Here is a 25,200-nt window from a genome sequence, read left to right as displayed (position 1 = left end):
CTCCAGGGGGATCAGGGCGCCAGGATCGGCAGGCCCACGAGTTGTTCCAGTTCGGCGCGCGACAGCCCGTCGACTGAGTCGATGAGCTGCACGCCGCGCGGGGTGCAGGCGAAGGTGGCGAGGTCGGTGTACACGCGCTTGACGCAGCCGATGCCGGTGAGCGGGTAGGTGCAGCGCTCCACGAGCTTGCTCTCGCCCTTCTTGGTCAGCAGGTCCATCATCACCCAGGTCTGCTTGGCGCCGGTGGCCAGGTCCATCGCGCCGCCGACCGCGGGGATGGCGTCCTTCTCGCCGGTGTGCCAGTTGGCCAGGTCGCCGGTGGCCGAGACCTGGAAGGCGCCGAGCACGCAGATGTCCAGGTGGCCGCCGCGCATCATCGCGAAGCTGTCGGCGTGGTGGAAGTAGGCGCCGCCGGGCAGCAGCGTGACGGGCTGCTTGCCCGCGTTGATCAGGTCGAAGTCCTCCTGCCCATCGGCCGGCGCCGGGCCCATGCCCAGGATGCCGTTCTCGCTGTGCAGGATGATCTCGATGCCCGCGGGCAGGTGGTTGGCCACCAGGGTCGGCATGCCGATGCCGAGGTTGACGTAGGCGCCGTCGTGCATGTCGCGCGCGACACGCTGGGCGAGTTGCTCCTTGGTGCGTCGGGTGTGGGCCATGGTCAGGCTGCCTGCTTGAATCCGCCCGCGCGGGTGGCGGTGCGCTCGATGCGCACGATGTGGCTGACGAAGATGCCGGGGGTGACGATCGCCTCCGGATCCAGGCTGCCCAGCGCCACGATCTCGTGCACGCTGGCCACGGTGCGCTTGGCGGCCATCGCCATCACCGGGCCGAAATTGCGCGCCGCCTTGCGGTAGGTGAGGTTGCCCCAGCGGTCGCCGCGCTCGGCCTTGATCAGCGCCAGGTCGCCGTGGATCGGCGACTCCAGCACGTGCATGCGGCCGTCGATCTCGCGCGTCTCCTTGCCCTTGGCCAGCTCGGTGCCGTAGCCGGTGGCCGTGAAGAAGCCGCCGATGCCGGCGCCGGCGGCGCGGATGCGCTCGGCCAGGTTGCCCTGGGGGACGAGCTCCAGCTCGATCCTGCCGGTGCGGTACAGCCCGTCGAACACCCAGCTGTCGGCCTGGCGCGGGAAGCTGCAGATGATCTTGCGCACGCGGCCTGCCTTGAGCAGCGCGGCCAGGCCGGCGTCGCCATTGCCCGCGTTGTTGTTCACGATGGTGAGGTCGCGCGCGCCCTGCGCGATCAGCCCGTCGACCAGTTCGCCGGGAATGCCGGCCGTGCCGAAGCCGCCGATCATCACCGTCGCGCCGTCGCGCACGCCCTGCAGCGCGTCGGCGATCGAGTCGGCCACCTTGTCGATCATGTCATCTCCTTGCCGTGCGAGCCCGCATTGTCATGCGAGATGTGTCGCGATTTCGAACCGGTTGCCCAGGGCCTTGTGGATCGGGCAGGCGTTGGCCACCCGCAGCAGGTCGGCGCGCTGGGCTTCGGTGAGGTCACCCTGGACCGTGACCTGGCGCGTCATCCGGTACACGCCGCCGCCCTCCTGGTGCTCGATCTCCACGCGCAGCGCCTGCAGCGGGTAGCTCTTGCGCTTGGCGTACAGCTGCAGCGTGAGCAGCGTGCACGCCGCCAGCGACGAGTCGAGCAGCTGGTGCGGCGTGGGATCGGCGCCCGCGCCGCCGGCGGCCGGGTCGAGGTCCGCGCGCCAGCGGGCCGTGCCGGCGCCGAGTTCGACGGCGGTGGTTCCCTGCAGGCTGTGCGCGACGACGGGGGCCATGGGCGTCTCCCGGTATGGAGCGCCCATTGTCGGCGCTGCCCGCGGTCCGGTTCGGACCCGGGCCTGCCGCTCAGCTGCGCTTGCCGACCGCCGCCTGGTAGCGCGCCTTGTTCTCGGCGTTGGGCGGATACAGGCCCGGCAGCGCCGCGCCGTTGTTCACCTCCTGCATGATCCAGCCCTCCAGACGCTCCTGCTCGGGCGCCTCCTGCAGCACGTGGTCGAGCAGGGCGGCGGGGATGAGCACCGCGCCGTCGTCGTCGCACACCACCACGTCGCCCGGGAACACGGCGACGCCGCCGCAGGCGATCGGCTGCTGCCAGGCGACGAAGGTCAGGCCGGCGACGGAAGCGGGCGCCGCCGCACCGCTGCACCACACCGGCAGCCCGGTGCCGAGCACGCCCTGCACGTCGCGCACGACGCCGTCGGTGACCAGCGCGGTGATGCCGCGCTTGGCCATGCGCGCGCACAGGATGTCGCCGAAGATGCCGGCGTCCTGCACGCCCATGGCGTCGACGACCGTGATGCAGCCGGCCGGCATGTCCTCGATCGCCGCGCGGGTGGAAATCGGCGAGCCCCACGATTCGGGCGTGGCCAGGTCCTCGCGCGCCGGCACGAAGCGCAGCGTGAAGGCGCGCCCGACCAGCCGGGGCTGGCCGGTGCGGATGGGGCGCGAGCCGCGCAGCCAGACGTTGCGCAGGCCCTTCTTGAGCAGCACGGTGGTGATCGTCGCGGTGGTCACTTGCGACAGGGTCTCGATCACCTGGGGATCGAGGTCCATGGCCGGGGCGGCCGGGGATGGGGGCATGGGCATGGAAAAAATGACTCCGTTAACCGAGTTCGCGCAGGCGCTGCTCCTGCCGGTGCACGAGGCGGTCGATGTCGGCGATGTCCTGGGCCGACAGCTTCGGCCCGGGCTTGCGGATGAAGGGCGAGGCGATGGCGCCGCGCCGGTGCAGCAGGTGCTTGCGCACGGCCAGGCCGACATTGGCCTGCTGCTCGTAGCGCGCGAGCGGCAGGTAGGCGTCGAACAGGTCGTGCGCGCGCTCGATGTCGCCGCGGGCATGGGCGCCCACCACGTCGACCATCATCTCGGGCCAGGCGAAGCCGGTCATCGCGCCATCGGCGCCGCGTGACAGCTCCTCGGGCAGGAAGAGGCCGCCGCCGTTGCCGGTGAGGATGGACACGCGGCGCACCTCGCCCTTGTCGCTGGCCGCGCGGATGGCCGACAGCTTGGCCAGGCCGGGCCAGTCCTCGTGCTTGAGCATCACGCAGGTCGGCGAGTTCTTCAGGATGCGCAGGACGACCGGGGCGGACATCTGCACGCCGGTGGCCACCGGGTGGTCCTGCAGGCACCAGGGCACCGGCCCCAGCGTCTCGTTGACCATGTCGAAGTAACCGGCGATCTGGTCGTCGGTGCGCACCGTCGAAGGCGGCGCCACCATCACGCCGGAGGCGCCCAGCTCCATCACGGAGCGCGTGAGCTCGCCCATCGCCGCGAAGCCGGGCGAGGACACGCCCACGATGACCGGCACGCGGCCGGCCACGCGCGACAGCACCTGGCGGGTGAAGGTGCGCGACTCGTCGGCGGTGAGCTTGGTCGCCTCGCCCATGATCCCCAGGATGGTGAGGCCGGTGACGCCGCGCTCCAGGCAGAAATCGACCATGCGGTCGGTGCTGGCCAGGTCGAGCGCGCCGCCGTCGGTGAACGGCGTGACGGTGATCAGGTAGACGCCCCGGGCAGACGTGTCGAATCGATTCACGGCAAGGTCCTCGGTTCAGGCGGGCTGGGGCAAGGGCCGCAGCACCTGCATGGCGGCCACGACCACCACCAGCGCGATCCCGGCGATGTCGGCCATCCAGCCCGGATAGGCTAGCAGGAAGCCGGCCGCGATCAGCAGCGCGCGCTCCAGGCGGCTCGTGCGGCGCAGCGCCCAGCCCTGGAAGCCGGCCGCCAGCGCGGCGACCCCCAGCGCGCAGGTGAGCGTGACCTCGGCGATGGACCACCAGTTGGCATTGGCCAGCGCCTTGGTCGATCCCATCAGCAGCAGGCCCTGCCCGCTCGGGTCGAGCACGAACACGAACGGCACCAGGAACGCGGGCACCGTGTACTTCCAGCACTGCAGCGTCGTCTTGTACGGATCGCCCCCGGTGATGGCGGCGGCCGCGAACGGCGACAGCGCGGTGGGCGGCGAGACCTCGGACAGCACGGCGTAGTAGAAGATGAACATGTGCGCCGCGAAGTCGGGCACGCCCAGCTTGGTCAGCGCCGGCGCGGCGATCACCGCGCAGATGATGTACGAGGCGGTGACCGGCACGGCCAGGCCGATGATCCACACCACCAGCGAGGTGAAGATGGCCGTCAGCAGCAGCGAGCCGCCGGCGTAGTCGATCACGATCGAGCTGAACTTCAGGCCCAGCCCGGTGAGCGTCACCACCCCCACGATCAGGCCGGCGCCGGCGCAGGTGGCGGCGACGTTGAGCACGCCGATCGAGCCGCCTTCCATGGCCTTGAAGAACGGCGTCTGCAGCAGCCGCCGGCCCAGCCCCGGCCCGCGCAGGAAGTCGCGCGGGATGAGGGCCGTATCGGCGCGCAGGAAGCTGGTGAGGAACGACACCACCGTCGCCCAGAACACCGACAGCACGGGCGAGAAGCCCCACATCATGAAGACGATGATCGACACCAGCGACAGGAAGTGGAACCAGTAGCGCCGGGTCAGGTTCCAGACGGTGTCGACCTTCTCGAACGTCGTGTCGCGCATGCCGTACTTGCGCGCGTCGATCTCCACCATCAGGAACAGCGCGAAGTAGAACAGCAGCGTCGGGATGACGGCCATCAGCAGCACGTCCAGGTACGAGATCTTCAGGAACTCGGCGATCAGGAACGCCGCCGCGCCCAGCACGGGCGGCGAGATGATCGCGCCCAGCCCGCCCGCGGCCAGCAGCCCGCCGGCGGCGTTCTTCTCGTAGCCCACCTTGGCCAGCATCGGGTAGGCCACCGACCCGAGCGTCACGGTGGTCGCCACGCCCGAGCCCGACGGCCCGCCCAGCAGGAACGACGCCAGCACCACCGTGCGGCCCGCGCCGGTGGGCTTGCCGCCCATCGCCGAGAACGAGAAGTCGATGTAGAACTTGCCGGCGCCCGAGTACTGCAGGAAGGCGCCGAAGATGGTGAACAGGATGATGAGCGACGAGGACACGTCGATGGCGGCGCCGAAGATGCCCTCCAGCGTCATGTACATCACGCCCACCAGGCGGCCGACCTCGTAGCCCTTGTGCGTCCACGGCGCCGGCAGCAGCGGCCCGGCCAGCGCATAGGCGAGGAACGCGCAGCAGATGGCCGGCATGATCCAGCCGGCGGTGCGGCGCATGGCCTCGAGCACCAGCGCGATCAGCACCACGCCGAAGGCGATGTCCCAGGGCAGCGGCGAGGTGTTGCGGTCGGTGATGTCGTCGCCGCCCAGGATCAGGTAGGTGACCGTGGCGACCGCCAGCAGCGCGGCCAGCCAGTCCCACCACATGATGCGATGGCGCCAGCGCGGCGCCATCGGGAACACCATGAAGCACAGGAACAGCACGAACGCCACGTGCACCGGCCGCAGCGTCTGCGTCGGCACGATGGCGTAGGCCGTGTACAGGTGGAAGGCCGACATCGCGAAGGCCCCCAGGGTGACGAACACCGCGAGCCAGCCCTTGAGCTTGTTGGCGGCGCCCTCCTCCTGCTCGATGTACTCCTCGGCCTTCTGGAGGGCGGCCTCGCTGACGGCCTCGCTGACGGCCACGCGTTCGGCCGTCGGTTGGGTCTGGCTCATGGCGTTCTCAGTTCAGCTTGATGCCCTTTTCGGCGAAGTACTTGACCGCGCCGGGATGCCACGGCACCGGGCTGGCTTCCTTCTTCTGGTTCTCCAGCTTGAAGTTCTCGGCTTCCTTGTGCACCGCGACGATGTCGGCCTTGTGGTCGAAGATGGCCTTGACGATGTTGTAGGCGGTCTTCTCGTCCATGGTCTCGTTGGCCACCAGGATGTTCTGCACCGTCGCCTGGTGGTTGTCCGTGTCCATGCCCTTGTAGGTGGCCTTGGGGATCACGTCCTGCACGTACAGGTTGCCGTACTTCTTGTTCATCACCGGCACCAGCTCGGCATGGTCGACCATCTTGAGCTTGGTGCCCGGGGTGCTGGCGAGGTCCGAGACCGCGGCCGTGGGCAGGCCGCCGACCCAGAAGAAGGCGTCGATCTTGCCGTCCTTGATGGCGTTGACGGACTCGGCGGCGCTCAGGCGCTCGCGCTTCATGTCCTTGTCCTTGTCCAGGCCCGCGGCCTCGATGAGGCGGAACGCCATCACCTCGGTGGCGCTGCCGGGCGAGCCGGTGGACACGCGCTTGCCCTTCAGGTCGGCCATCTTCGCGATGCCCTTGCCATCCAGCGTGACCACGTGCATGCGGTTCGGGTACAGCACCATCAGCGTGCGCACCTGGACCTTCTGGTTCTTGAACTTGTCCTCGCCCTTGTAGGCGTCCTGCGCCGCGTCGCTCATGGAGAAGCCGACGTAGGGCTTGCCGCTGTTGATCAGCTTGAGGTTGTCGACCGAGCCGCCGGTCACTTCGGCGGTGGCCTGCATGCCGGGCACGTACTTGGACAGCACCGCGGCCAGGCCGCCCCCCATCGGGTAATACACACCGCCGGTGCCGCCGGTGGCGATCGAGATGTTCTGGGCCAGCACGGCCCCCGATGCGATGGCGCAGAAGGCCACCAGCAGGAAACGCAGGATCTTCTTCACGCTTGTCTCCAGATGTCGTTGTGGGTGCCCGCACCCCTGCGGGCAGGCACCCCATTCTTCCCCACCCGGGTGTTGGCATGCCTCCTGATCAACCCGAACGCCGGCGCCCGGCGGGGCGGGCATGATGGCGGGAAGTACAACGTTCGCAGCATGACCAAGCCCAACGATCCCCCATCCTCCGAACCCAGCGGCCTGCGCAAGGGGCTGACCAGCTACGGCGACGAGGGCTTCTCGCTGTTCCTGCGCACGGCCTTCATCAAGGGCGGCGGCTACACCAAGTCCGCGCTGGACCGCCCCGTCATCGGCATCACCGCCACCGCGAGCGGCTACAACCCCTGCCACGGCAACATGCCGCAGCTGCTGGAGGCCGTGCGGCGCGGCGTGATGCTCGCCGGCGGGCTGCCGATGGAGTTCCCGACCATCTCGCTGCACGAGAGCTTCGCCTCGCCGACCAGCATGTACCTGCGCAACCTGATGGCGATGGACACCGAGGAGATGCTGCGCGCGCAGCCGATGGACGCCGTGGTGCTGGTGGGCGGCTGCGACAAGACCGTGCCCGCGCAGCTGATGGGCGCGGCCTCGGCGGGCCTGCCGGCCGTGCAGCTGATCACCGGCTCGATGCTGACCGGCTCGCACCGCGGCGAGCGCGTGGGCGCCTGCACCGACTGCCGCCGCTACTGGGCGAAGTTCCGCGCCCAGGAGATCGACGAGGCCGAGGTCGAGGACGTGAACGACCAGCTCGTCGCGAGCGTGGGCACCTGCTCGGTGATGGGCACGGCCAGCACCATGGCCTGCATCGCCGAAGCGCTGGGCATGACCGTGCCGGGCGGCGCCAGCCCGCCGGCGGTGACCTCCGACCGCATGCGGGTGGCCGAGGCCAGCGGCCGCGTGGCCGTGCAGGTGGCGCGCGACAAGCTGACCATCGACCGCATCCTGACCCCGCAGGCGTTCGAGAACGCGATGCGCGTGCTGCTGGCCATCGGCGGCTCCACCAACGCCATCGTGCACCTGGCGGCCATCGCGGGCCGCCTGGGCCTGGACCTGGACCTGCGCGGCCTGGACCGCCTCGGGCGCGAGACGCCGGTGCTGCTGGACCTCAAGCCCACCGGCGCGCACTACATGGAGGACTTCCACCGCGCCGGCGGCATGGCCACGCTGCTGCGCGAGCTCAGGCCGCTGCTGCACCTGGACGCCCTGACCGTCACCGGGCGCACGCTGGGCGAGGAGATCGAGGCCGCCGGCCCCGGCTTCGCGCAGGACGTGGTGCGCACGCGCGCGCAGCCGATCCACCCGCAGGGCAGCGTCGCGGTCCTGTGGGGCAACCTCGCCCCCGGCGGCGCCATCGTCAAGCAGTCGGCGGCCGATCCGCGCCTGATGGAGCACGAGGGCCGGGCCGTGGTGTTCGAGAACGCGGCCGACCTGGCCGCGCGCATCGACGACCCCGACCTGGACGTGACCGCCGACGACGTGCTGGTGCTCAAGCGCATCGGGCCCAAGGGCGCCCCCGGCATGCCCGAGGCGGGCTACCTGCCGATCCCGAAGAAGCTGGCGCGCCAGGGCGTCAAGGACATGCTGCGCATCAGCGACGGCCGCATGAGCGGCACCGCGTTCGGCTCGATCGTGCTGCACGTGACGCCGGAGGCGGCCGTGGGCGGCCCGCTCGCCTGGGTGCGCAGCGGCGACCGCATCCGCATCAGCCTGGCGCGGCGCGAGCTGTCGCTGCTGGTGGCCGAGGCGGAACTGGCCGCGCGCCGCGCCGCCGAGCCGGTGACGCCGCCGACGGCCGAGCGCGGCTACCGCAAGCTGTTCCTGGAAACGGTGACGCAGGCGGACAAGGGGGTCGACTTCGATTTCCTGGCGGCACCGACCAGGCGCGGCAGCGTGCCCCGCTGACCGGTGGTCCCGGCGGACGCCGCCCGCTGGGCCGCTGCCGTCCTGGATGGCGCGTCGAGCCCGCAATGGCCAGGGTCGGGTGCTACGCTTGTCCCATGTTCAACCCCTCGCAAGAAGACGTGCGCCGGTTCTTCACCGGCGTGCACGCCAAGGCCCGCGCCGGCCAGCCGCTGGACGCGCTGGAGACGCTGGCCAGCCAGTGGCTGCAGGAGCACGCCGAGTACGACGCGGACATGGCCGATGCCGAAGCGGCGGTCGCGCGCGTCTACGACGGCGCCGACGGCCGCACCAACCCGTTCCTGCACCTGGCCATGCACCTGTCGATCAGCGAGCAGTGCTCGATCGACCAGCCGCGCGGCATCCGCCAGGCGGTCGAGCTGCTGGCCGCCCGGCGCGGCTCGCTGCACGACGCGCACCACGAGGCCATGGAATGCCTGGGCCAGATGCTGTGGGAGAGCCAGCGCGGCGGGCGGCCGCCGGACGGCGATGCCTACGTGGCCTGCGTGCAGCGCCGCGCGACCAGGGACTGATCGGCTTTCTCGGCCGGAAACGACAAGGCCCGCATCCGCGGGCCTTTGTCGTTCAAAGCGTCGGCGCCTGCGGCGCCGCGGGTCATTCCCGGCCGTGGAACCGGCTCTCGGGCACCGTCTTCAGGTCGCCGTCGAGGGAGCCGATGTACTGCGCGATGGCCTTGAGTTCGGCGTTGCTGAACTGCTTGGCGATGCCGCCCATGATGGCGTTGCCGCGGCCGACGGCGGGGTTGCTGTCGGTCTTGTACGCCTTGAGCGCAACGAACAGGTAGTCGCTGTGCTGGCCCGAGATCTTGGGGTAGTTCGGGGCGATCGGCTTGGCGAAGTTGGCGCCGTGGCAGGAGACGCAGGCGGCCTTCTGCAGCAGCGCGGCGACCTGCGGGGTCGGCTCGTGGTTCGGCTTCTCGGCGACCTTGGAGCCGCCCTCGAGGCCGAGCTTGGCGTAGTAGGCGGCGACGTCCTTGATGTCCTGCTCGGACAGCGCCTCGGCGATGCCGCGCATGGTGGGGTGCTTGCGCTCGCCGCCCTTGTAGGCATTGAGGGCGGCCTCGATGTAGCCGGCGCTCTGGCCGGCGATCTTGGGCACCTTGTGCACTTCGGGGAAGCTGGCCTGGTAGCCGATGATGTTGTGGCAGCCCAGGCACATGGCGATCTTGGCCTGCAGCGCGGCGGGGCCGGCCGGGGCGGCTTGCTTGGCGGGGGCCTCAGCCGGCGGCTTGGCCGCCGAAGCCGGGGCGGCAGGCGCGGCCTGCGCGTGCGCAAAACTCGTCGCGGAAGCGACAACCAGGGCCAGGAGCGTGGACAGCAACTTGTTCATTTTGCGCGCACAATCGTCGAGCGTCGTTTCCGAATCAACCAACGATTATATGGGTCGGACCTCAGCGGGCCGCGACCCGGCCTCCTTCCGATGAAATTCCAAGGTTCCCAGAACTACGTCGCCACGCACGACCTGATGCTGGCGGTCAATGCCGCCATCACCCTCAAGCGCCCCCTGCTGGTCAAGGGCGAACCCGGCACCGGCAAGACCATGCTGGCCGAGGAAGTGTCCCAGGCGCTGGGCATGCCACTGTTGCAATGGCACATCAAGTCCACCACCAAGGCGCAGCAGGGCCTGTACGAGTACGACGCGGTGAGCCGGCTGCGCGACTCGCAACTGGGCGACGAGCGCGTGCGGGACATCCACAACTACATCGTCAAGGGCGTGCTGTGGCAGGCCTTCGCCGCCGAGCAGCCGGTGGCCCTGCTGATCGACGAGATCGACAAGGCCGACATCGAATTCCCCAACGACCTGCTGCGCGAGCTCGATCGGATGGAGTTCTATGTCTACGAGACGCGCGAGCTGGTGAAGGCCCGGCACCGCCCGCTGGTGTTCATCACCTCCAACAACGAGAAGGAGCTGCCCGACGCGTTCCTGCGCCGCTGCTTCTTCCACTACATCAAGTTCCCCGACGCGGACACGATGCGCCAGATCGTCGACGTGCACTTCCCGGGCCTGAAGCAGGAGCTGCTCGCCTCGGCGATGAAGACCTTCTACGACGTGCGCAACCTGCCCGGGCTGAAGAAGAAGCCCAGCACGTCCGAGCTGCTCGACTGGCTCAAGCTCCTGGTGGCCGAGGACATCCCGCTCGAGGCGCTGCAAAGCAAGGACGACAAGGTCGCCGTGCCGCCGCTGGTGGGCGCGCTGCTGAAGAACGAGCAGGACGTCACGCTGTTCGAGAAGCTGGTCTTCATGCAGCGGAACAACCGCTGATCACCCGCCCGTACCGCCCCCGATGCACCCGCTGCTGCTCGAAGGCCTGACCGACGCGATCGGCTTCGTCGCCGGCGCCCTGCTCTCCTTCCTGCTCGTGCGGGCCGTCGGCCTGGACCCGCTGGCGCCCGGCTACGGCAACGCCGCCCTGGCGGGCATCGTGCTGGTCGGCCTGGGTGGCGGCGTGGGACTGCAGCTGGCACGCCGCTGGCGGGCCTCGCGCTCCCGAAAGGACTGACCCCCATGCGCCGCCCCGACCCCGTCACCCTCGAGCGCGGCCGCGTGCGGCTGGTGCCCATGGCACGCGAGCATGCACCCGCGCTGGCGGCCGCCGCGCGCGACGGCGAGCTGTGGACGCTGCGCGTCACCTCGGTGCCCGCGCCCGGCGAGGAAGGCGCGTACGTCGACACGGCGCTGAAGGGCCAGGCGGACGGCCACATGCTGCCCTTCGTGGTCCAGGACTCGCGCACGGGCCAGGTGCTGGGCACCACGCGCTACCACGACATCGTGCCCGCCGTGGAGCGGCTGGAGATCGGCTACACCTGGTACGCCGGCAGCGCGCAGCGCACCGACGTCAACACCACCTGCAAGCTGCTTCTGATGACACACGCCTTCGAGACGCTCGGCGCCCGGCTGGTCGGCTGGCGCACCGACAACTACAACTTCGCCAGCCAGAAGGCGATCGAGCGGCTGGGCGCCCGCAAGGACGGCGTGCTGCGCCACCACGCGCTGCGCCGCGACGGCACCGTGCGCGACACCGTGATGTACAGCCTCGCGGCCGGCGAGTGGCCGGAGGTGAAGGCGCACCTGGCCTACCAGCTGGAGCGCGCGCGATGAGCGCGGCGCTGGCCTTCCGCACGCCGGCCGATGCGCCCGCGTGGCGCCGGCGCCTGCTGCTGTCGCCGCTCGCGCGCATCCTGGTCTTCGCGCTGCTGCTCGCCGCGGTCGGCGTTCCGCTGCAGATGCTGCTGCGCTCCGTCGGCCTGTTCGGCGAGGGCGTTCCCCGGCCGCAGCGCATCGCCGGCAGCCTGGTGCTGTACCTGGTGCCCTTCGTCACCGCCTACCTGCTGCTGGTGCGCCTGGTGGAAAAGCGCCGGCCCGACGAACTGGCGCCCCGGCGCTGGCTGCGCGAGCTGGCCGTGGGCCTGCTGGCCGGCGCGGGCTACATCAGCGCGGTCGTGGGCATGCTCTGGCTGGCCGGCGCCTACACCGTCGTCGACCTGCGCACCGACATCCAGGTCGCGGGCAGCCTGCTGCTGGCGGGCATCGGCGCGGGCGTGTCCGAGGAGATCCTGTTTCGCGGCGTGCTGTTCCGCATCATCGAGGAGGGCCTGGGCACCTGGGCGGCGCTGGCGACCTCGGCCCTGCTGTTCGGCTTCGTCCACATCAAGAACCCGGGCGCCACGGTGTGGAGCTCGGTGGCCATCGCCATCGAGGCCGGGTTGCTGCTGGGCATGGCCTACCACGTGACCCGGTCGCTGCCGCTGTGCATGGGCCTGCATGCGGCGTGGAACTTCACGCAAGGCAGTGTCTACGGCTCGGCGGTGTCGGGCCTGCCCACGCGCAACTCGTGGCTGGTGCCGCAGCTGAGCGGCCCGGACTGGCTGACCGGGGGCGCGTTCGGCTTCGAGGCCTCCGTCGTCGCCGCACTGCTGGGCTTTGCGATCGCGATGGCGCTGATCGTCCTCGCGGCGCGCCGGGGCACCCTCGTGCCGTGGCGGCCCGGCCGGCGGCTGGCGCCGTATCATGGTCCGCAGGGTCCGGCCGCCAACCAGCCATGCTGATCGATTTCTTCTACACGCTGCGCAGCGCCAAGCTGCCGGTCTCGGTCAAGGAGTACCTGACCCTGCTGGAGGCCGTGCAGGCCGGCGTGGTGGGCCCGCTGAGCGACGGCGCCTACTCGATCGACGACTTCTACTTCCTCTCGCGCACCGCGCTGGTCAAGGACGAGAAGCACTACGACAAGTTCGACCGCGCCTTCGCCGCCTACTTCAAGGGCGTGGAACTGCTGGCCGACTTCACCAAGGACATCCCGCTCGAGTGGCTGCGCAAGAACCTCGAACTCGAACTGTCGCCCGAGGAGAAGGCCAGGATCGAGAAGATGGGCTGGGACGAGCTGATGGAGACGCTCAAGAAGCGCTTCGAGGAGCAGAGGGAGCGCCACGAGGGCGGCAACAAGATGATCGGCACCGGCGGCACCTCGCCGTTCGGCGCCTACGGCTTCAACCCGCAGGGCATCCGCATCGGCCAGGACAAGGGCCGCAACAAGAGCGCGGTGAAGGTCTGGGACCAGCGCGCCTACAAGGACTACGACGACAGCCAGGAGCTGGGCACGCGCAACATCAAGGTGGCGCTGCGCCGGCTGCGCAAGTTCGCCCGCCAGGGCGCGCAGGAGGAGCTGGACCTGGACGACACCATCAAGTCCACGGCCGCCAACGCGGGCTGGCTGGACATCAAGATGGTGCCCGAGCGCCACAACAACGTGAAGGTGCTGCTGCTGATGGACGTGGGCGGCACGATGGACGAGCACATCCACCGCGTCGAGGAGATGTTCTCGGCCGCCAAGGCGGAGTTCAAGCACCTGGAGTTCTATTACTTCCACAACTGCGTCTACGACTTCATGTGGAAGAACAACCGCCGGCGCTTCTCGGAGAAGTTCCCGACCTGGGACATCATCCGCAAGTACAACAAGGACTACAAGCTGGTGTTCGTGGGCGACGCCACCATGAGCCCCTACGAGATCCTGCAGCCGGGCGGCAGCGTCGAATACAACAACGAGGAAGCCGGCGCCGAGTGGCTGCAGCGCCTGACCAACGCCTTCCCCAAGTTCGCCTGGATCAACCCCGAGCCGCAGGGCGTGTGGCAGTACCGTCAGAGCATCAGCGTGATCCAGCAGCTGATGAACCAGCGCATGTACCCGCTGACGATCAAGGGCATCGAAGAGGCCATGCGGCTGCTGTCGAAGTAGCGACGGGCCCTCTCCCCCAGCACCCTTTCCTCCAGGCACGCAGCGCGGCGTGCAGCGGCCGCCCCGCGCTCGGCGCGTGACGCGAGCGCCATACAATGGCGCGCTCCCGCCGCCGTAGTTCAATGGATAGAACGAGCGCCTCCTAAGCGCTAGATGCAGGTTCGATTCCTGCCGGGGGCGCCAGCACCCTCAGAACGCCCAGTACGGCCCCGGACCCGCCGGAGTCGCCGCATCCTTGATCGCCACGAACACGGTGCGGCCGAAGAAGAACGGCAGCCCCCAGGTGGTCATGCCCGTGTCCCTGGCCGCGATGCTCGCGGCGACGGTTCCGCCCGCCAGCCCGCCGATCGCCTCCAGCGGCAGCGTCAGGTCGCGCTGCGCGCCGGCGGGCGAGCGCAGGTTCACCGCGATCGTGGTGGGCTGCGCCGGGCAGAAGAAGTCGCCGCACAGCGGCAGGTCCGCGTCGGGGAAATACAGGCCGTTCGCGCCGCTGTCCAGCACGGCCGGGTAGCTCTTGCCCTTGAGCGTGGCCGCCAGCTGGAAGCGGCCATCGACGTTGAACACCTGGGCGCTGCCCAGCTGGTTGTTCGCGTCGGTGCCGATGCCCAGCACCAGGGCGCCCTTGACGATCGAGGCGCCACCGGTGGGCACCTGCTGCATCACCAGCGACACGCCGTTGTTGTGGTCGCGCAGCGCGACCACCGGGTTCACCACCTGCGCGGCCAGCGGCACCGTCGCGGGCGCGCAGCCGGCGGCCGCGCAGCCGAAGTAGATCGCGGGTGCCGTGCTGCTCACGCAGCTGGGGCCGCAGTCGTAGCGCAGCATGCCGACCCCGAGCACCCCGTTGGCGTCCAGGCGCGCGCCCAGGTTGCTGCCCACCGTGCTGCACTGCGCGGGCGGGACCGCGAACGGCGCGGCCGGGTCGCCGATCACCTGCAACGACAGGCCGGCGATGGACTGCCCGCCCAGCCGCACGTCGGCGGCGCGCACCGACCCCCAGGTGAAGCCGCTGGAGAAGTGCACGCACTGCGCCGCCGGCGTGCCGTCGCTGGTCGGCACCGACGGCAGGCCCAGTTCCGCGGGCACCGCCGAGGCGGCCAGCCGCAGCCCGTACGAGCCGGTGTCCACCATCACCTGGTCGATGTCCTTGCACACGGCGCCGCCCGGCGAGCAGACGGTGATGGTCACGTAGGGGGCATTGAATGCCGTGCCGCGTGGACCCCGGTTCATCGTCACCGGCAGCACGTTCGCCGCGGCGGCCGGGACGGCGCCGACGCCGCTGGTCGTGGGCAGCGCGATGGCCAGCGGGGCCGTGCTGGCCGCCTGCGGGGCATCGGACACCGGCGCGCTGCTGCTCGCGCCGCCACTTCCGCCGCTGCCGCCGCCTCCGCATCCATGCAGTGCCACCATCACGCACAGCAGCACGGCGCCGCGCCGGACTCCGGCCTGCAAACGATCCGGGACGGCGCTCATGGCAGCACCCGCGGATCGAAGCCGGCCGGCAACTGCTGGGGCAGCCAGGCGCGCCCCTCGAACGCGCCGGGCCGGCCGGCGGCGATGATCACCACCTCGCTGCTGCGCACGACCACCGGCGAATGGAGGCTGCCGCGCCGCTGCTGCTCGACGTAGCGGGGGAAGTGCGGGCCCAGCAGTTCGCTCATGGCGGGCAGGAACGGCCCGGACCAGGCCAGCGCGAAGACGCGGCCACGGCGGTCCGCGTACTCCACGACGGTCGTGCCGGACTCCAGCCGTCGCTGCTGCTGGGTGAAGGGCACCCCTGGGGGCACGTCGGGGACGGCGCGGCCGGACGCGGCCGTTTCGATGCGCTCCTGGCCGAGCCCGGCCAGCGCCGATCCAGCCATGAGCGCAAGGGATGCGCAGAGCGATTGCCTGGTTGGCATGTGCCCCCCTTGAATCGTGCGCCGGCGGCCCGTGGCTCAGCGCTAGGGGAATTCTTCGAGGGCGCGGGTGGCACCGTGTGTTGCGTTCGGTGAACGTTCACACGCTCGCATGTCCATCTGTAATGGCTCAGCTGCGGCCAGCGCCGCCGCACCGATGTACGTCCTGTCTCGCGCCGAAGCGAGGCGCCGCCTCGCCTCTCGCGCAGGCACGGCGCAGCGCGCATGCGCCCGCTGCCTTTGCGTTGCCTCAAGAACCGCGGCTGTCGATGGGCCATGCGCCGCTGTCCTACAGACGCCTAGGGAGGTGGCCTTAACCTGTGTCCACGCCCCGAGCAGCCACAGCCGGCGATGGTCTTCATGCACCAGTCATCGGCCTGCAAAAAGCTGCCGCCACCATGGCGTCAAGACAGAGCAAGTGAGAGAGGTGACCCCCCATGACATCCGGCGATTTCCGCATCGAGAGCAGTCATCCCATCGCCAGCCAGTTGTTGCCGAAATCCGGCTCGCAGCAGTACCTGGTCCGGGACCGCGGCCTGGCCGTCGCCGTGGCGGCCAAGAGCACGACCTGCCCGCTGGGCCAGGAGATCCGCGTGGTGCACGTGCCCACCGGCGAGATCGTCTTTCGCAAGCGAAGCGTGGGCCGCTTCGAATCGGGGGACGACGCCTGAGGCGCCTCGCTCAGCGGGACTCGCGCAGCGCGCGGCTGAGCACCAGCACGGGCAGCAGCCCGACCAGCACCAGCGCCAGCGACGGCAAGGCGGCTTCGCCCAGCCGTTCGTCGCGGGCCAGCTGGTACGCCACGACCGCCAGCGTGTCGGTGTCGAAGGGCCGCAGCAGCAAGGTCGCGGGCAGTTCCTTCATCACGTCGACGAACACCAGCAGCGCGGCCGCGGCGGTGGAGCGGCGCAGCAGCGGCCAGTGCAGGCGCACGAGCAACTCCAGCCGCCCGGCGCCCAGCATCCGCGCGCTGTCGTCCAGGCTGGCGGGAATGCGCGCATAGCCGCTCTGCACCGACTGCAGGGCCACGCTCATGAAGCGCACGAGGTAGGCCCAGACCACCCCGACGACGGTGCCGGTCACCACCGACACGATCGACCAGGTGGGCGCCGCCTGCTGCAGCCAACCCACCGGCAGCAGCAGGCCGACGACGATCACGGCGCCGGGAATCGCATAGCCGAGTCCGGCCAGGCGGGCCACGAGCCGCGTCCAGGCCGAGCCGCCGCGGCGCAGCGCGCCGCCGAGCAGCAAGGCGATGCCGACCGCCAGCGCCGCGCTGAGCAGGCCCAGCCGCAGGCTGTTCAGCGCCCACTGGACGAAGCGGCCCCAGGGAACGTCCTGGGTGTCTTGCAGCAACGGCCGCAGCATGAACAGCACCGGCAGCACGAAACCGAGCAGCACGGGCAGCGCACAGCCGGCCACGGCCAGCATCGAGCCCGCGCGCGACAGGCGCACCGGACCGGCGTGGGCGCCGCCGGCGCCGCGCGCCGCGGCGAACCGCAGCCGCCGCTGCGCGCGCTGCTCCAGCGCCAGCAGCACGACCACCACCCCCAGCAGGACGGTGGCCAGCTGCGCCGCCGCAATGCGGTCGTCCATCGACAGCCAGGCCTTGTAGATGCCGGTGCTGAAGGTCTGGATGCCGAAGTAGCTGGCCACGCCAAAATCGGCCAGCGTCTCCATCAGCGCCAGCGCCACGCCCGCCGCGATGGCGGGGCGCGCGAGCGGCACCGCCACGCGCAACACGCGCTCGCGCAGCGGCGCCCCCAGCAGCCGGGCCGCCTCCATCAGCGCGCCGGCACGCTCGGCGAGCGCGGCGCGCGCCAGCAGGTACACGTACGGATAGAGCGTGAAGATGAACACCACCGCCGCGCCGGCGGTCGTGCGGACCTCGGGAAACACGCGGCCTTCGGCGCCCAGCGCCGCGCGCAGCCAGGTCTGCAGCGGGCCGCCGAACTGCAGGAAGTCGGTGTAGGCGTAGGCGACCACATAGGCCGGCACCGCCAGCGGCAGGAGCAGCGCCCACTCGAAGACGCGCCGGCCGGGAAACTCGAACAGCGTCACGGCGGCGGCGGCGGCCGTGCCCACCACCGCCACGCCGACGCCGACGGCCAGGCACAGCGCCAGGCTGGTCGCCGCATACGAGGGCAGCACCGTCGCGGCCATCTCGCGCAGGATGGCCGCGCTGCGCGGATCCCATTGCAGCCACGATCCCACCACGGCGACCACGGGCAGCGCGACGACCAGCCCGATGGCCAGCAGCAGCACGTCCTGGAAGCGGGGCAGGGATCGGGGCAAGGTAGGAGCGTGGCGGCGCACTGGCCCGCGTGCGGCGTTGCCGCGGCGCGCGGTTCGCCGGCCGTCAGATGCAAATGAGAATTGTACGCACCTAGAATCGGTGATCATGCATGTGGAACTCACCGGACTGCGCGTGCAGTACCCCGGCGCCGCCCGCGCCGCGGTGGACGACGTCTCGTTCGGCCTGCCCGCCGGCGCCATCGGCGTGCTGATCGGCCCCTCGGGCTGCGGCAAGACGACGCTGCTGCGCGCGGTCGCGGGCCTGGAGCGCGCGGCGGCGGGCACCATCCGGATCTCGGGCGACGTGGTCGACGGCGACGGCATCCACGTCCCGCCGGAGGCGCGCCGCATCGGCATGGTGTTCCAGGACTACGCCCTGTTCCCGCACCTGGACGTGGCGGGCAACGTGGGCTTCGGGTTGCGCGCGCTGGCCAGGGCCGAGCGCGCCCGGCGCATCGGCGAGGTGCTGGCGCTGGTCGGCCTGGCCGGCATGGACCGCCGCATGCCGCACGAGCTCTCGGGCGGCCAGCAGCAGCGCGTGGCGCTCGCCCGCGCGCTGGCGCCACGCCCCCAGCTGCTGCTGCTGGACGAGCCGTTCTCCAACCTCGACGTCGAGCTGCGCGAGCGGCTGGCGCACGAGATCCGGGCGATCCTGAAATCGGCGCGCGCCACCGCCCTGTTCGTGACCCACGACCAGCTCGAGGCATTCGCCATCGGCGACGTCATCGGCGTGATGCACCAGGGGCGGCTGCACCAGTGGGACGACGCGTACACGCTGTACCACCGGCCGGCGACGCGGTTCGTGGCCGACTTCATCGGCCATGGCGTGTTCGCGCCCGCGACGCTGCGGCAGGCGGGCGGCCAGCTGGTGGTCGACACGCCGCTGGGGCCGCTGGCCGACGTGGCCGAATGCCCGCTGCCCTCGGCGTTCGCCGGCGGCCAGTGCGACGTGCTGCTGCGCGCCGACGACATCGTGCACGACGACGCCGCGCCGGTGAAGGCACAGATCGTGCGCAAGGCGTTCCGCGGCTCGGAATTCCTCTACACGCTGCGCCTGGCCACGGGCGAGACGGTGCTCGCGCACGTGCCGAGCCACCACGACCACAAGCCCGGCGAATGGATCGGCATCCGGCCGCAGGTCGACCACGTGGTCACGTTCGAGCGCGGCAGCGGAGCGACCGCGGCGCCGATCGATCCGTCGGCCGCGGGCTGAGGCGCGCGCCTACTCGCGCAGTTCCTGCACCGCGTGGCGCAGGTCGGCGGCCCAGGTGCGGCGGTCGCGGCCGTGCGCGCGCTGCTCGGTGCCGTAGCTGACCACCGCCGTGATGGCCGGCCCGCTCAGCGTGCGCCAGAGCGAGCCCACCAGCGTGTCGTCGCCGATGTAGCACGGCGACAGGCTCATGCGCCCGGTGTGCGTCTCGATGAACTGCAGCGCGACGGGCAGCACCGGCGCGTCGACCACCAGGGCCGGCTGGATCAGGTTGGCGTGGAACGGCAGCAGGTCGACCCCGTCGCTGGTCGTGCCCTCGGGAAACACCGCGAGCACGTCGCCGTCCTGCAGGCTGGCGGCCATCTGGTGCACCACCCGCATCGCGTCGCGGCGCGACTGGCGCTCGATGAAGAGCGTGCCGCCGCCGGTGGCCAGCGTGCCGATCAGCGGCCAGTGCCGGACCTCCGACTTGGCCACGAAGCGGCAATGCCGCGCCGCGTGCATCACCAGGATGTCGAGCCAGGAGATGTGGTTGGCCACCAGCAGCACCGGGCCGTGCAGCGGCGGCTGGCCGCGCAGCTGCAGGCTCACGCCCAGCACCCCGAGCATCCTGCGCGCCCAGGCCTGCACCCGCGCGTGGCGCTGCTCGGGCTCCAGGCGGGGAAAGATCAGGACGATCGTCAGCCAGCCGGCGCAAGCCACCCACAGGGCCCGCGCCAGCCGCCAGCCGGCGCGCAGCCCGCTCATGCGGCGGCGGTTTCGCCCCAGGCCACCTGGCCGGCGACGACGGTCCAGCGCACCCGCCCCGGCAGCTCGTAGCCCGAGAACGGCGTGTGCTTGCCCTTGCTGCGCAGCGCCTGGGGCTCCACGGTCCAGTGGGCCTGCGGATCGAACACGCACAGGTCGGCGGCCGCGCCGTCGCGCAGCTGGCCGCAGCTTTCCTGCAGCGTGCCGAGCGAGGCGCCGAGCACCCGGGCCGGGTCGCTCGTGAGCACCGCCAGCGCCCGCGGCAGCCCGACGCCCGTCTCCTGGCCCCACTTCAGGGCCAGCGAGAGCAGCAGCTCCAGGCCGGTTGCGCCGGGCTCGGCCTCGGCGAAGGGCAGCGTCTTGGCGTCCTCGTCGACCGGCGTGTGGTCCGACACGAGCGCATCGATGGTGCCGTCGGCCAGCGCCTCGCGCAGCGCGTCGCGGTCGCGCTGCTGGCGCAGCGGCGGCGACAGGCGCAGGCGGCTGTCGAAATAGCCGATGTCCTGGTCGATCAGGTGCAGCGAGTTCACGCTCACGTCGCACGTCACCGGCAGCCCGAGCGCCTTGGCCGCGCGCACCAGCTCGACGCCGGCCGCGCTGCTCAGGCGACACAGGTGCACGCGTGCGCCGGTGGCCTTCATCAACTCGAGGATGGTGTGGATGGCGATGGTCTCGGCCGCCACGGGAATGCCCGACAGGCCCAGCCGCGTGGCCAGCGGCCCGCTGGCGGCGACGCCCTTGCCCAGGTGGATCTCCTGCGGCCGCAGCCACACCGGGTAGCCGTAGGTGGAGGCGTACTGCAGCGCGCGCTGCAGCACCTGCGTGTTGCCCAGGCTGGTCTCGGCCTGGCTGAAGCCGACGCAGCCGGCCTCGGTCAGCTCCGCCATCTCGGTCAGGATCTCGCCGGCCAGCCCGCGCGTGAGCGCGCCCAGCGGATAGACACGCGCCTGGTGCAGCTTCTCGGCGCGCATCTTCAGCATCTCGACCAGGCCGGGCTCGTCCAGCACCGGGTCGGTGTCGGGCGGGCAGACCAGGCTGGTGACGCCGCCGGCCACTGCGGCGGCCATCTCGGATTCGAGCATGCCCTCGTGCTCGTGGCCGGGCTCGCGCAGGCGCGCGGCCAGGTCCACCAGGCCCGGCGCGACGACGCAGCCGCGCGCGTCGAGGACGCGGCTGGCGCCGAAGCCCGCGGGCACGCGGCCGATGGAGACGATGCGCCCGGCGGCGATGGCGACGTCGGCGATCTCGTCGCGGTTGGAGGCCGGATCGATCACGCGGCCGTTCTGGATGAGGATCTTCATGCTTCGTTCCCCGCGACGATGCTCATCACGGCCATGCGCACCGCGATGCCGAAGGTGACCTGCGGCAGGATCACGCTCTGGCGGCCGTCGACCACGGCGGAGTCGATCTCGACCCCGCGGTTGATCGGGCCCGGGTGCATCACGATCGCGTCGGGCTTGGCCAGCTGCAGCTTCTCGGGCGTCAGGCCGAAGCTCTTGAAGAACTCCTGCGACGAGGGCAGCAGCGCGCCGCTCATGCGCTCGTTCTGCAGCCGCAGCATGATGATCACGTCGCAGCCGCGGATGCCCTCCTCCAGCGTGTGGCACACGCGCACGCCCATCTGCGACATGTCGCCGGGCACCAGGGTCTTGGGGCCGACCACGCGCACCTCGGCGCAGCCCAGCGTGGTGAGCGCATGGATGTCCGAGCGCGCCACGCGCGAATGCAGCACGTCGCCGACGATGGCCACCGTGAGGTTGGTGAAGTCCTTCTTGTAGTGGCGGATCGTGTACATGTCGAGCAGCCCCTGCGTGGGGTGCGCGTGGCGGCCGTCGCCGGCGTTGATCACGTGCACGTGCGGCGCCACGTGCTGGGCGATCAGGTACGGCGCGCCCGACTCGCTGTGGCGCACGACGAACATGTCGGCCGCCATCGCCGACAGGTTGGCGATGGTGTCCAGCAGCGACTCGCCCTTGCTGGCCGACGAGCGCGAGATGTCCAGGTTGATCACGTCGGCCGACAGGCGCGTGGCGGCGATCTCGAAGGTGGTGCGGGTGCGCGTGCTGTTCTCGAAGAACAGGTTGAACACGCTCTTGCCGCGCAGCAGCGGCACCTTCTTCACCTCGCGGTCGCTCACGCCGACGAAGCGGCTGGCGGTGTCCAGGATGTGGGTGACGATCTCGCGCGGCAGGCCTTCCACCGACAGCAGGTGGACCAGCTCGCCGTTCTTGTTCAGTTGGGGGTTGCGCTTGTGCAGCATGGGGCTCAATTCACCTGGAAGCTGAAGCGCCCGTCGTCGCCGCGCGCGAGTTGCAGGGATTGCGTGTCGGGCAGCGCCACCCGGGCGGCGGCGAAGTCCGCCTGCACCGGCAGCTCGCGGCCGCCGCGGTCGACCAGCACCGCGAGCTTGACGCTCGCCGGGCGGCCGTAGTCGAACAGCTCGTTCAGCACGGCGCGGATGGTGCGGCCGGTGTACAGCACGTCGTCCAGCAGCACGATGTGCGCGCCGTCGATGTCGAACGGCAGGTCCGTCTGCGCCGCCTCCGACAGCCCGCGCTGCGCGAAGTCGTCGCGGTGCATGGCCGACGAGATCACGCCCGCCTGACCGTCCAGTCCCAGGTCGCGCTGCAGCCGCTCGGCCAGCCAGGCGCCGCCGGAGGTGATGCCCACCAGGCGGCCGTCGGTGCCGCGCAGCGCGGGCAGGCCGCGCAGCAGCTCGCGGTACAGCGCCTCGGCGTCCAGCCGCAAGTCGCTCATTCGATGCTCCTCAAGAATTGCTCCAGGATGATGCAGGCCGCGCCCGCGTCGGCGTCGGCGGCGCCGGCGGACAGCGCCTCGGTGGTGCTGTACCGCTCGTCGACCTCGTACACCGGCAGCTTCAGGCGCGCGCCCAGCTGGCGGCCGAAGCGCCGCGCCCGGGCCGTATTGTCATGGCTCGCGCCATCGGGATGGAACGGCACGCCCACCACCAGCGCGTCGGGCTGCCACTGCCGCACGCGCTCGGCGGCCGCGTCCAACCGCGCCTGCGTGGCCTCGGCGCGGATGGTCGGCTGCGGCGTGGCCGTGCGCAGCAGCCGGTTGCCCACGGCGACGCCGGTGCGCCTGGCACCGAAATCGAAAGCAAGAAAGGTGGTGAAGTGGCGAGGAACGTCGGGCCGGGCCGGCACGGACATCAGTCGCCCTTCGCGCTGCGCGCGCGGGACCTGGCTGCGGGAGCGGCGCGTTGGCTCATGCGTGCCCCGCCTCGGGCGAGAGCATCCACGCCTGCAGGCCCAGCAGCGACAGGGCGCGGTCGTAGCGCTCCTCCACCGGCGTGTCGAAGATCACGCTCGGATCGGCGCCCACGGTGAGCCAGCTGTTCTCGGCCAGCTCCGATTCGAGCTGGCCTTCGCCCCAGGCGGAGTAGCCCAGCGACACCAGCACCTTGCGCGGGCCGGCGCCGGTGGCCAGCGCCTCGAGCACGTCCTTGGAGGTGGTCATCTCCAGCCCGCCCGGGATGGTCATGGTGGAGGCGTAGACGGTCTCTTCCGGCTTGGATTCGGCCGCCAGCACCGCTTCGTGCAGCACGAAGCCACGCTCGGTCTGCACCGGCCCGCCCTGGAAGACGGGCGTGGCGACCAGGTCCTGGCGCTCCAGCGGCAGGTCGACCTTCTCGAACAGGTTCTTCAGGTTGATGTCGCTCGGCTTGTTGATCACGATGCCGAGCGCGCCGCGCGCGCTGTGCTCGCACAGGTAGACCACGCTGCGGGCGAACGATGCGTCTTCCAGCCCCGGCATCGCGATCAGGAAATGATGCGTCAGGTTGATGGTTGAGGCATCGGCGGGCATGATCCAATTTTACCGGACCTCATGGAAAAGCCGTATGCCGCAGGCCTGGTCTGGTTCCGCCGCGACCTGCGCGCCCACGACCACGCCGCCCTCTACCACGCGCTGCGCAGCTGCCGGCTGGTGCATGCCGTCTTCGCCTTCGACACCGAGATCCTCGACCCGCTGCCGCGCCAGGACCGCCGGGTGGAGTTCATCCGCGAATCGCTGGTCCAGCTGGACGAGGCGCTGCGGCGGCTGGCGGGGTCGCCCGCCGCCGGGCTGATCGTCGTCCACGGCCGGGCCCGGGACGAGGTGCCGCGGCTGGCCCGGCGGCTGGCCGTGCAGTCGGTGTTCACCAACCATGACGACGAGCCGGCGGCCTTGGCGCGCGACGCGCAGGTGCGGGGCGCGCTGGCCGAGGCGGGCATCGCGCTGCACGACAGCAAGGACCACGCGGTCTTCGAGCGCGACGAACTGCTGACGCAGGCGGGCCGGCCGTACGCGGTCTTCACTCCCTACAAGAACGCCTGGCTGGCCAAGGTCGACGGTTTCTACCTGCGCTCCTACCCGATCGAGCGCCATGCGGCGGTGCTGGTCCCGCGGCCGGAGCCGTTGCGCCAGCCTGTGCCCACGCTGCAGGCGCTGGGCTTCGAGCCGACCAACCTGGCGGCGTTGCCCGTGCCGGTGGGCGCGGCGGGCGGCGCGCAATTGTTCGAGGAGTTCACGCATCGCATCGACCGTTACGCCGCGGCGCGCGATTTCCCGGCCGCCAAGGGACCCAGCTACCTCAGCGTGCACCTGCGGTTCGGCACGGTGTCGATCCGCGAGCTCGCCCGCCGCGCGCACGCGCTGGCGCAGGAGGGCAACGCCGGCGCGGCCACCTGGCTTTCCGAGCTGGTCTGGCGCGACTTCTATTTCCAGGTGCTGGCCAACTTCCCGCACGTGGCCGACGAGGCGGGCAACGGACACAGTTTCCGGCGCGAGTACGACGCCATCCACTGGGACAAGACCGCGCGCGGCAAGCACCTGTTCGAGGCGTGGTGCGCCGGGCGCACCGGCTATCCGCTGGTCGATGCCGCGATGGCCCAGCTGAACCAGACCGGCTACATGCACAACCGGCTGCGCATGGTGGCGGCCAGCTTCCTGTGCAAGGACCTGGGGGTCGACTGGCGCTGGGGCGAGCGCTACTTCGCCCGCCAGCTCAATGACTACGACCTGGCCGCCAACAACGGCGGCTGGCAGTGGGCGAGTTCGTCGGGCTGCGACGCGCAGCCGTACTTCCGCATCTTCAACCCCGTGAGCCAGAGCCGGCGATTCGACCCCGAGGGCAGGTTCATCCTGCGCTACCTGCCGCAGCTGGCGGGGCTGCCGCCCGACGTGCTGCATGCACCCTGGACCGCCCGGCCGGTGGACCTGCAGGCGGCGGGCCTCGAGCTGGGGCGCGACTATCCGCAGCCGGTGGTCGACCACGAGCAGGCGCGCGAGCAGACGCTGCGGCGCTATGCGGTGGTGAAAAAGAAGGCCGGCGAGCCACGGCCCGCCGGCTGAGCAG

The 25,200-nt window shown here is 70.9% G+C and carries 27 protein-coding genes and 1 tRNA gene; 11 read left to right on the top strand and 17 right to left on the bottom strand.

Annotated elements, in window-relative coordinates; translation table 11 throughout:
• Positions 1-11: 11 nt before the first annotated feature.
• The 7 genes from AC3ANR_RS03450 to AC3ANR_RS03420 form a co-directional block, all read right to left on the bottom strand.
• On the bottom strand, positions 12-656 hold the full coding sequence (locus tag AC3ANR_RS03450; RefSeq protein ID WP_488290483.1) for a 3-oxoacid CoA-transferase subunit B: 645 nt from the start codon (positions 654-656) through the stop codon (positions 12-14).
• A 2-nt stretch (positions 657-658) separates the two neighbouring features.
• On the bottom strand, positions 659-1,360 hold the full coding sequence (locus tag AC3ANR_RS03445) for a 3-oxoacid CoA-transferase subunit A (RefSeq protein WP_488290482.1): 702 nt from the start codon (positions 1,358-1,360) through the stop codon (positions 659-661).
• Positions 1,361-1,390: 30 nt separating this feature from the next.
• Entirely contained in the window at positions 1,391-1,777 is a 387-nt protein-coding gene (locus AC3ANR_RS03440) for an OsmC family protein (protein WP_488290481.1), read from the bottom strand.
• A 70-nt stretch (positions 1,778-1,847) separates the two neighbouring features.
• Positions 1,848-2,582: a ribonuclease activity regulator RraA gene (locus AC3ANR_RS03435; RefSeq protein ID WP_488290480.1), complete on the bottom strand. Its 735-nt coding sequence runs from the start codon at positions 2,580-2,582 to the stop codon at positions 1,848-1,850.
• Between the two features lie 22 nt (positions 2,583-2,604).
• Positions 2,605-3,537 carry a dihydrodipicolinate synthase family protein gene (locus AC3ANR_RS03430; protein ID WP_488290479.1) on the bottom strand — a complete coding sequence of 311 codons (933 nt, stop codon included), beginning with the start codon at positions 3,535-3,537 and terminating at the stop codon, positions 2,605-2,607.
• Positions 3,538-3,552: 15 nt separating this feature from the next.
• The gene (locus AC3ANR_RS03425) at positions 3,553-5,586 is read right to left on the bottom strand and encodes a TRAP transporter permease (RefSeq protein ID WP_488290478.1); all 2,034 of its coding nucleotides are present in this window, start codon (positions 5,584-5,586) and stop codon (positions 3,553-3,555) included.
• A 7-nt stretch (positions 5,587-5,593) separates the two neighbouring features.
• The gene (locus AC3ANR_RS03420) at positions 5,594-6,550 is read right to left on the bottom strand and encodes a TAXI family TRAP transporter solute-binding subunit (protein WP_488290477.1); all 957 of its coding nucleotides are present in this window, start codon (positions 6,548-6,550) and stop codon (positions 5,594-5,596) included.
• Between the two features lie 150 nt (positions 6,551-6,700).
• Here AC3ANR_RS03420 and AC3ANR_RS03415 point away from each other — a divergent pair, with 150 nt between their 5' ends.
• On the top strand, positions 6,701-8,443 hold the full coding sequence (locus AC3ANR_RS03415; protein WP_488290476.1) for an IlvD/Edd family dehydratase: 1,743 nt from the start codon (positions 6,701-6,703) through the stop codon (positions 8,441-8,443).
• A gap of 95 nt (positions 8,444-8,538) precedes the next feature.
• Positions 8,539-8,973, top strand: coding sequence for a DUF1841 family protein (locus tag AC3ANR_RS03410; RefSeq protein ID WP_488290475.1), 435 nt, complete (start codon positions 8,539-8,541; stop codon positions 8,971-8,973).
• A gap of 82 nt (positions 8,974-9,055) precedes the next feature.
• Here the strand turns inward: AC3ANR_RS03410 and AC3ANR_RS03405 are convergent, their stop codons facing one another.
• Positions 9,056-9,790 carry a c-type cytochrome gene (locus AC3ANR_RS03405; RefSeq protein WP_488290474.1) on the bottom strand — a complete coding sequence of 245 codons (735 nt, stop codon included), beginning with the start codon at positions 9,788-9,790 and terminating at the stop codon, positions 9,056-9,058.
• A 90-nt stretch (positions 9,791-9,880) separates the two neighbouring features.
• On the opposite strand from AC3ANR_RS03405, the gene AC3ANR_RS03400 reads away from it, so the two are divergent.
• The 6 genes from AC3ANR_RS03400 (at position 9,881) to AC3ANR_RS03375 (ending at position 13,874) form a co-directional block, all read left to right on the top strand.
• Positions 9,881-10,723, top strand: coding sequence for an AAA family ATPase (locus tag AC3ANR_RS03400; RefSeq protein WP_488290473.1), 843 nt, complete (start codon positions 9,881-9,883; stop codon positions 10,721-10,723).
• Between the two features lie 22 nt (positions 10,724-10,745).
• Positions 10,746-10,961: a hypothetical protein gene (locus AC3ANR_RS03395; RefSeq protein ID WP_488290472.1), complete on the top strand. Its 216-nt coding sequence runs from the start codon at positions 10,746-10,748 to the stop codon at positions 10,959-10,961.
• A gap of 5 nt (positions 10,962-10,966) precedes the next feature.
• Positions 10,967-11,560: a GNAT family N-acetyltransferase gene (locus AC3ANR_RS03390; RefSeq protein WP_488290471.1), complete on the top strand. Its 594-nt coding sequence runs from the start codon at positions 10,967-10,969 to the stop codon at positions 11,558-11,560.
• Positions 11,557-12,507: a CPBP family intramembrane glutamic endopeptidase gene (locus AC3ANR_RS03385; protein WP_488290470.1), complete on the top strand. Its 951-nt coding sequence runs from the start codon at positions 11,557-11,559 to the stop codon at positions 12,505-12,507. The genes AC3ANR_RS03390 and AC3ANR_RS03385 overlap by 4 nt, the downstream gene beginning before the upstream one ends.
• Positions 12,501-13,691: a vWA domain-containing protein gene (locus AC3ANR_RS03380; RefSeq protein WP_488290469.1), complete on the top strand. Its 1,191-nt coding sequence runs from the start codon at positions 12,501-12,503 to the stop codon at positions 13,689-13,691. Before AC3ANR_RS03385 ends, AC3ANR_RS03380 begins: the two co-directional genes overlap by 7 nt.
• Before the next feature lie 108 nt (positions 13,692-13,799).
• Positions 13,800-13,874: transfer RNA gene (locus tag AC3ANR_RS03375), tRNA-Arg, on the top strand.
• A 6-nt stretch (positions 13,875-13,880) separates the two neighbouring features.
• On the opposite strand, the gene AC3ANR_RS03370 is transcribed toward AC3ANR_RS03375, so the two are convergent.
• Complete coding sequence (locus AC3ANR_RS03370) at positions 13,881-15,164, bottom strand: DUF3443 family protein (RefSeq protein ID WP_488290468.1); 1,284 nt, start codon at positions 15,162-15,164, stop codon at positions 13,881-13,883.
• A complete protein-coding gene (locus AC3ANR_RS03365; protein WP_488290467.1) occupies positions 15,161-15,553 on the bottom strand; it encodes a DUF2844 domain-containing protein in 393 nt (130 codons plus the stop codon). Before AC3ANR_RS03365 ends, AC3ANR_RS03370 begins: the two co-directional genes overlap by 4 nt.
• A gap of 524 nt (positions 15,554-16,077) precedes the next feature.
• Here AC3ANR_RS03365 and AC3ANR_RS03360 point away from each other — a divergent pair.
• A complete protein-coding gene (locus AC3ANR_RS03360; protein ID WP_488290466.1) occupies positions 16,078-16,260 on the top strand; it encodes a hypothetical protein in 183 nt (60 codons plus the stop codon).
• A gap of 10 nt (positions 16,261-16,270) precedes the next feature.
• Here the strand turns inward: AC3ANR_RS03360 and AC3ANR_RS03355 are convergent, their stop codons facing one another.
• Positions 16,271-17,884, bottom strand: coding sequence for an ABC transporter permease (locus tag AC3ANR_RS03355; protein ID WP_488290465.1), 1,614 nt, complete (start codon positions 17,882-17,884; stop codon positions 16,271-16,273).
• 106 nt (positions 17,885-17,990) lie between these two features.
• Here AC3ANR_RS03355 and AC3ANR_RS03350 point away from each other — a divergent pair, with 106 nt between their 5' ends.
• A complete protein-coding gene (locus tag AC3ANR_RS03350; protein ID WP_488290464.1) occupies positions 17,991-19,097 on the top strand; it encodes an ABC transporter ATP-binding protein in 1,107 nt (368 codons plus the stop codon).
• A gap of 9 nt (positions 19,098-19,106) precedes the next feature.
• Here AC3ANR_RS03350 and AC3ANR_RS03345 read toward each other — a convergent pair whose 3' ends face one another.
• The 6 genes from AC3ANR_RS03345 to AC3ANR_RS03320 are packed head-to-tail and all read right to left on the bottom strand — an operon-like array spanning position 19,107 to position 23,669.
• Entirely contained in the window at positions 19,107-19,841 is a 735-nt protein-coding gene (locus AC3ANR_RS03345) for a lysophospholipid acyltransferase family protein (RefSeq protein WP_488290463.1), read from the bottom strand.
• Positions 19,838-21,142 (bottom strand): dihydroorotase, encoded by a 1,305-nt coding sequence (locus AC3ANR_RS03340; RefSeq protein ID WP_488290462.1) that lies wholly within the window; start codon positions 21,140-21,142, stop codon positions 19,838-19,840. Before AC3ANR_RS03340 ends, AC3ANR_RS03345 begins: the two co-directional genes overlap by 4 nt.
• Positions 21,139-22,101 carry an aspartate carbamoyltransferase catalytic subunit gene (locus AC3ANR_RS03335; protein WP_488290461.1) on the bottom strand — a complete coding sequence of 321 codons (963 nt, stop codon included), beginning with the start codon at positions 22,099-22,101 and terminating at the stop codon, positions 21,139-21,141. Before AC3ANR_RS03335 ends, AC3ANR_RS03340 begins: the two co-directional genes overlap by 4 nt.
• Positions 22,102-22,106: 5 nt before the next feature.
• Complete coding sequence (gene pyrR, locus AC3ANR_RS03330) at positions 22,107-22,598, bottom strand: bifunctional pyr operon transcriptional regulator/uracil phosphoribosyltransferase PyrR (RefSeq protein WP_488290460.1); 492 nt, start codon at positions 22,596-22,598, stop codon at positions 22,107-22,109.
• Entirely contained in the window at positions 22,595-23,014 is a 420-nt protein-coding gene (ruvX, locus tag AC3ANR_RS03325; protein ID WP_488290459.1) for a Holliday junction resolvase RuvX, read from the bottom strand. The genes pyrR and ruvX overlap by 4 nt, the downstream gene beginning before the upstream one ends.
• 55 nt (positions 23,015-23,069) lie before the next feature.
• The gene (locus tag AC3ANR_RS03320) at positions 23,070-23,669 is read right to left on the bottom strand and encodes a YqgE/AlgH family protein (protein WP_488290458.1); all 600 of its coding nucleotides are present in this window, start codon (positions 23,667-23,669) and stop codon (positions 23,070-23,072) included.
• Between the two features lie 21 nt (positions 23,670-23,690).
• On the opposite strand from AC3ANR_RS03320, the gene AC3ANR_RS03315 reads away from it, so the two are divergent.
• A complete protein-coding gene (locus tag AC3ANR_RS03315; RefSeq protein ID WP_488290457.1) occupies positions 23,691-25,196 on the top strand; it encodes a cryptochrome/photolyase family protein in 1,506 nt (501 codons plus the stop codon).
• Positions 25,197-25,200: the final 4 nt, after the last annotated feature.

The organism is Ramlibacter sp. JJN2-2R, assembly GCF_057747835.1.
The sequence above is the reverse complement of the archived record's forward strand: the minus strand, read 5'-3'. Positions and strand labels throughout refer to the sequence as shown.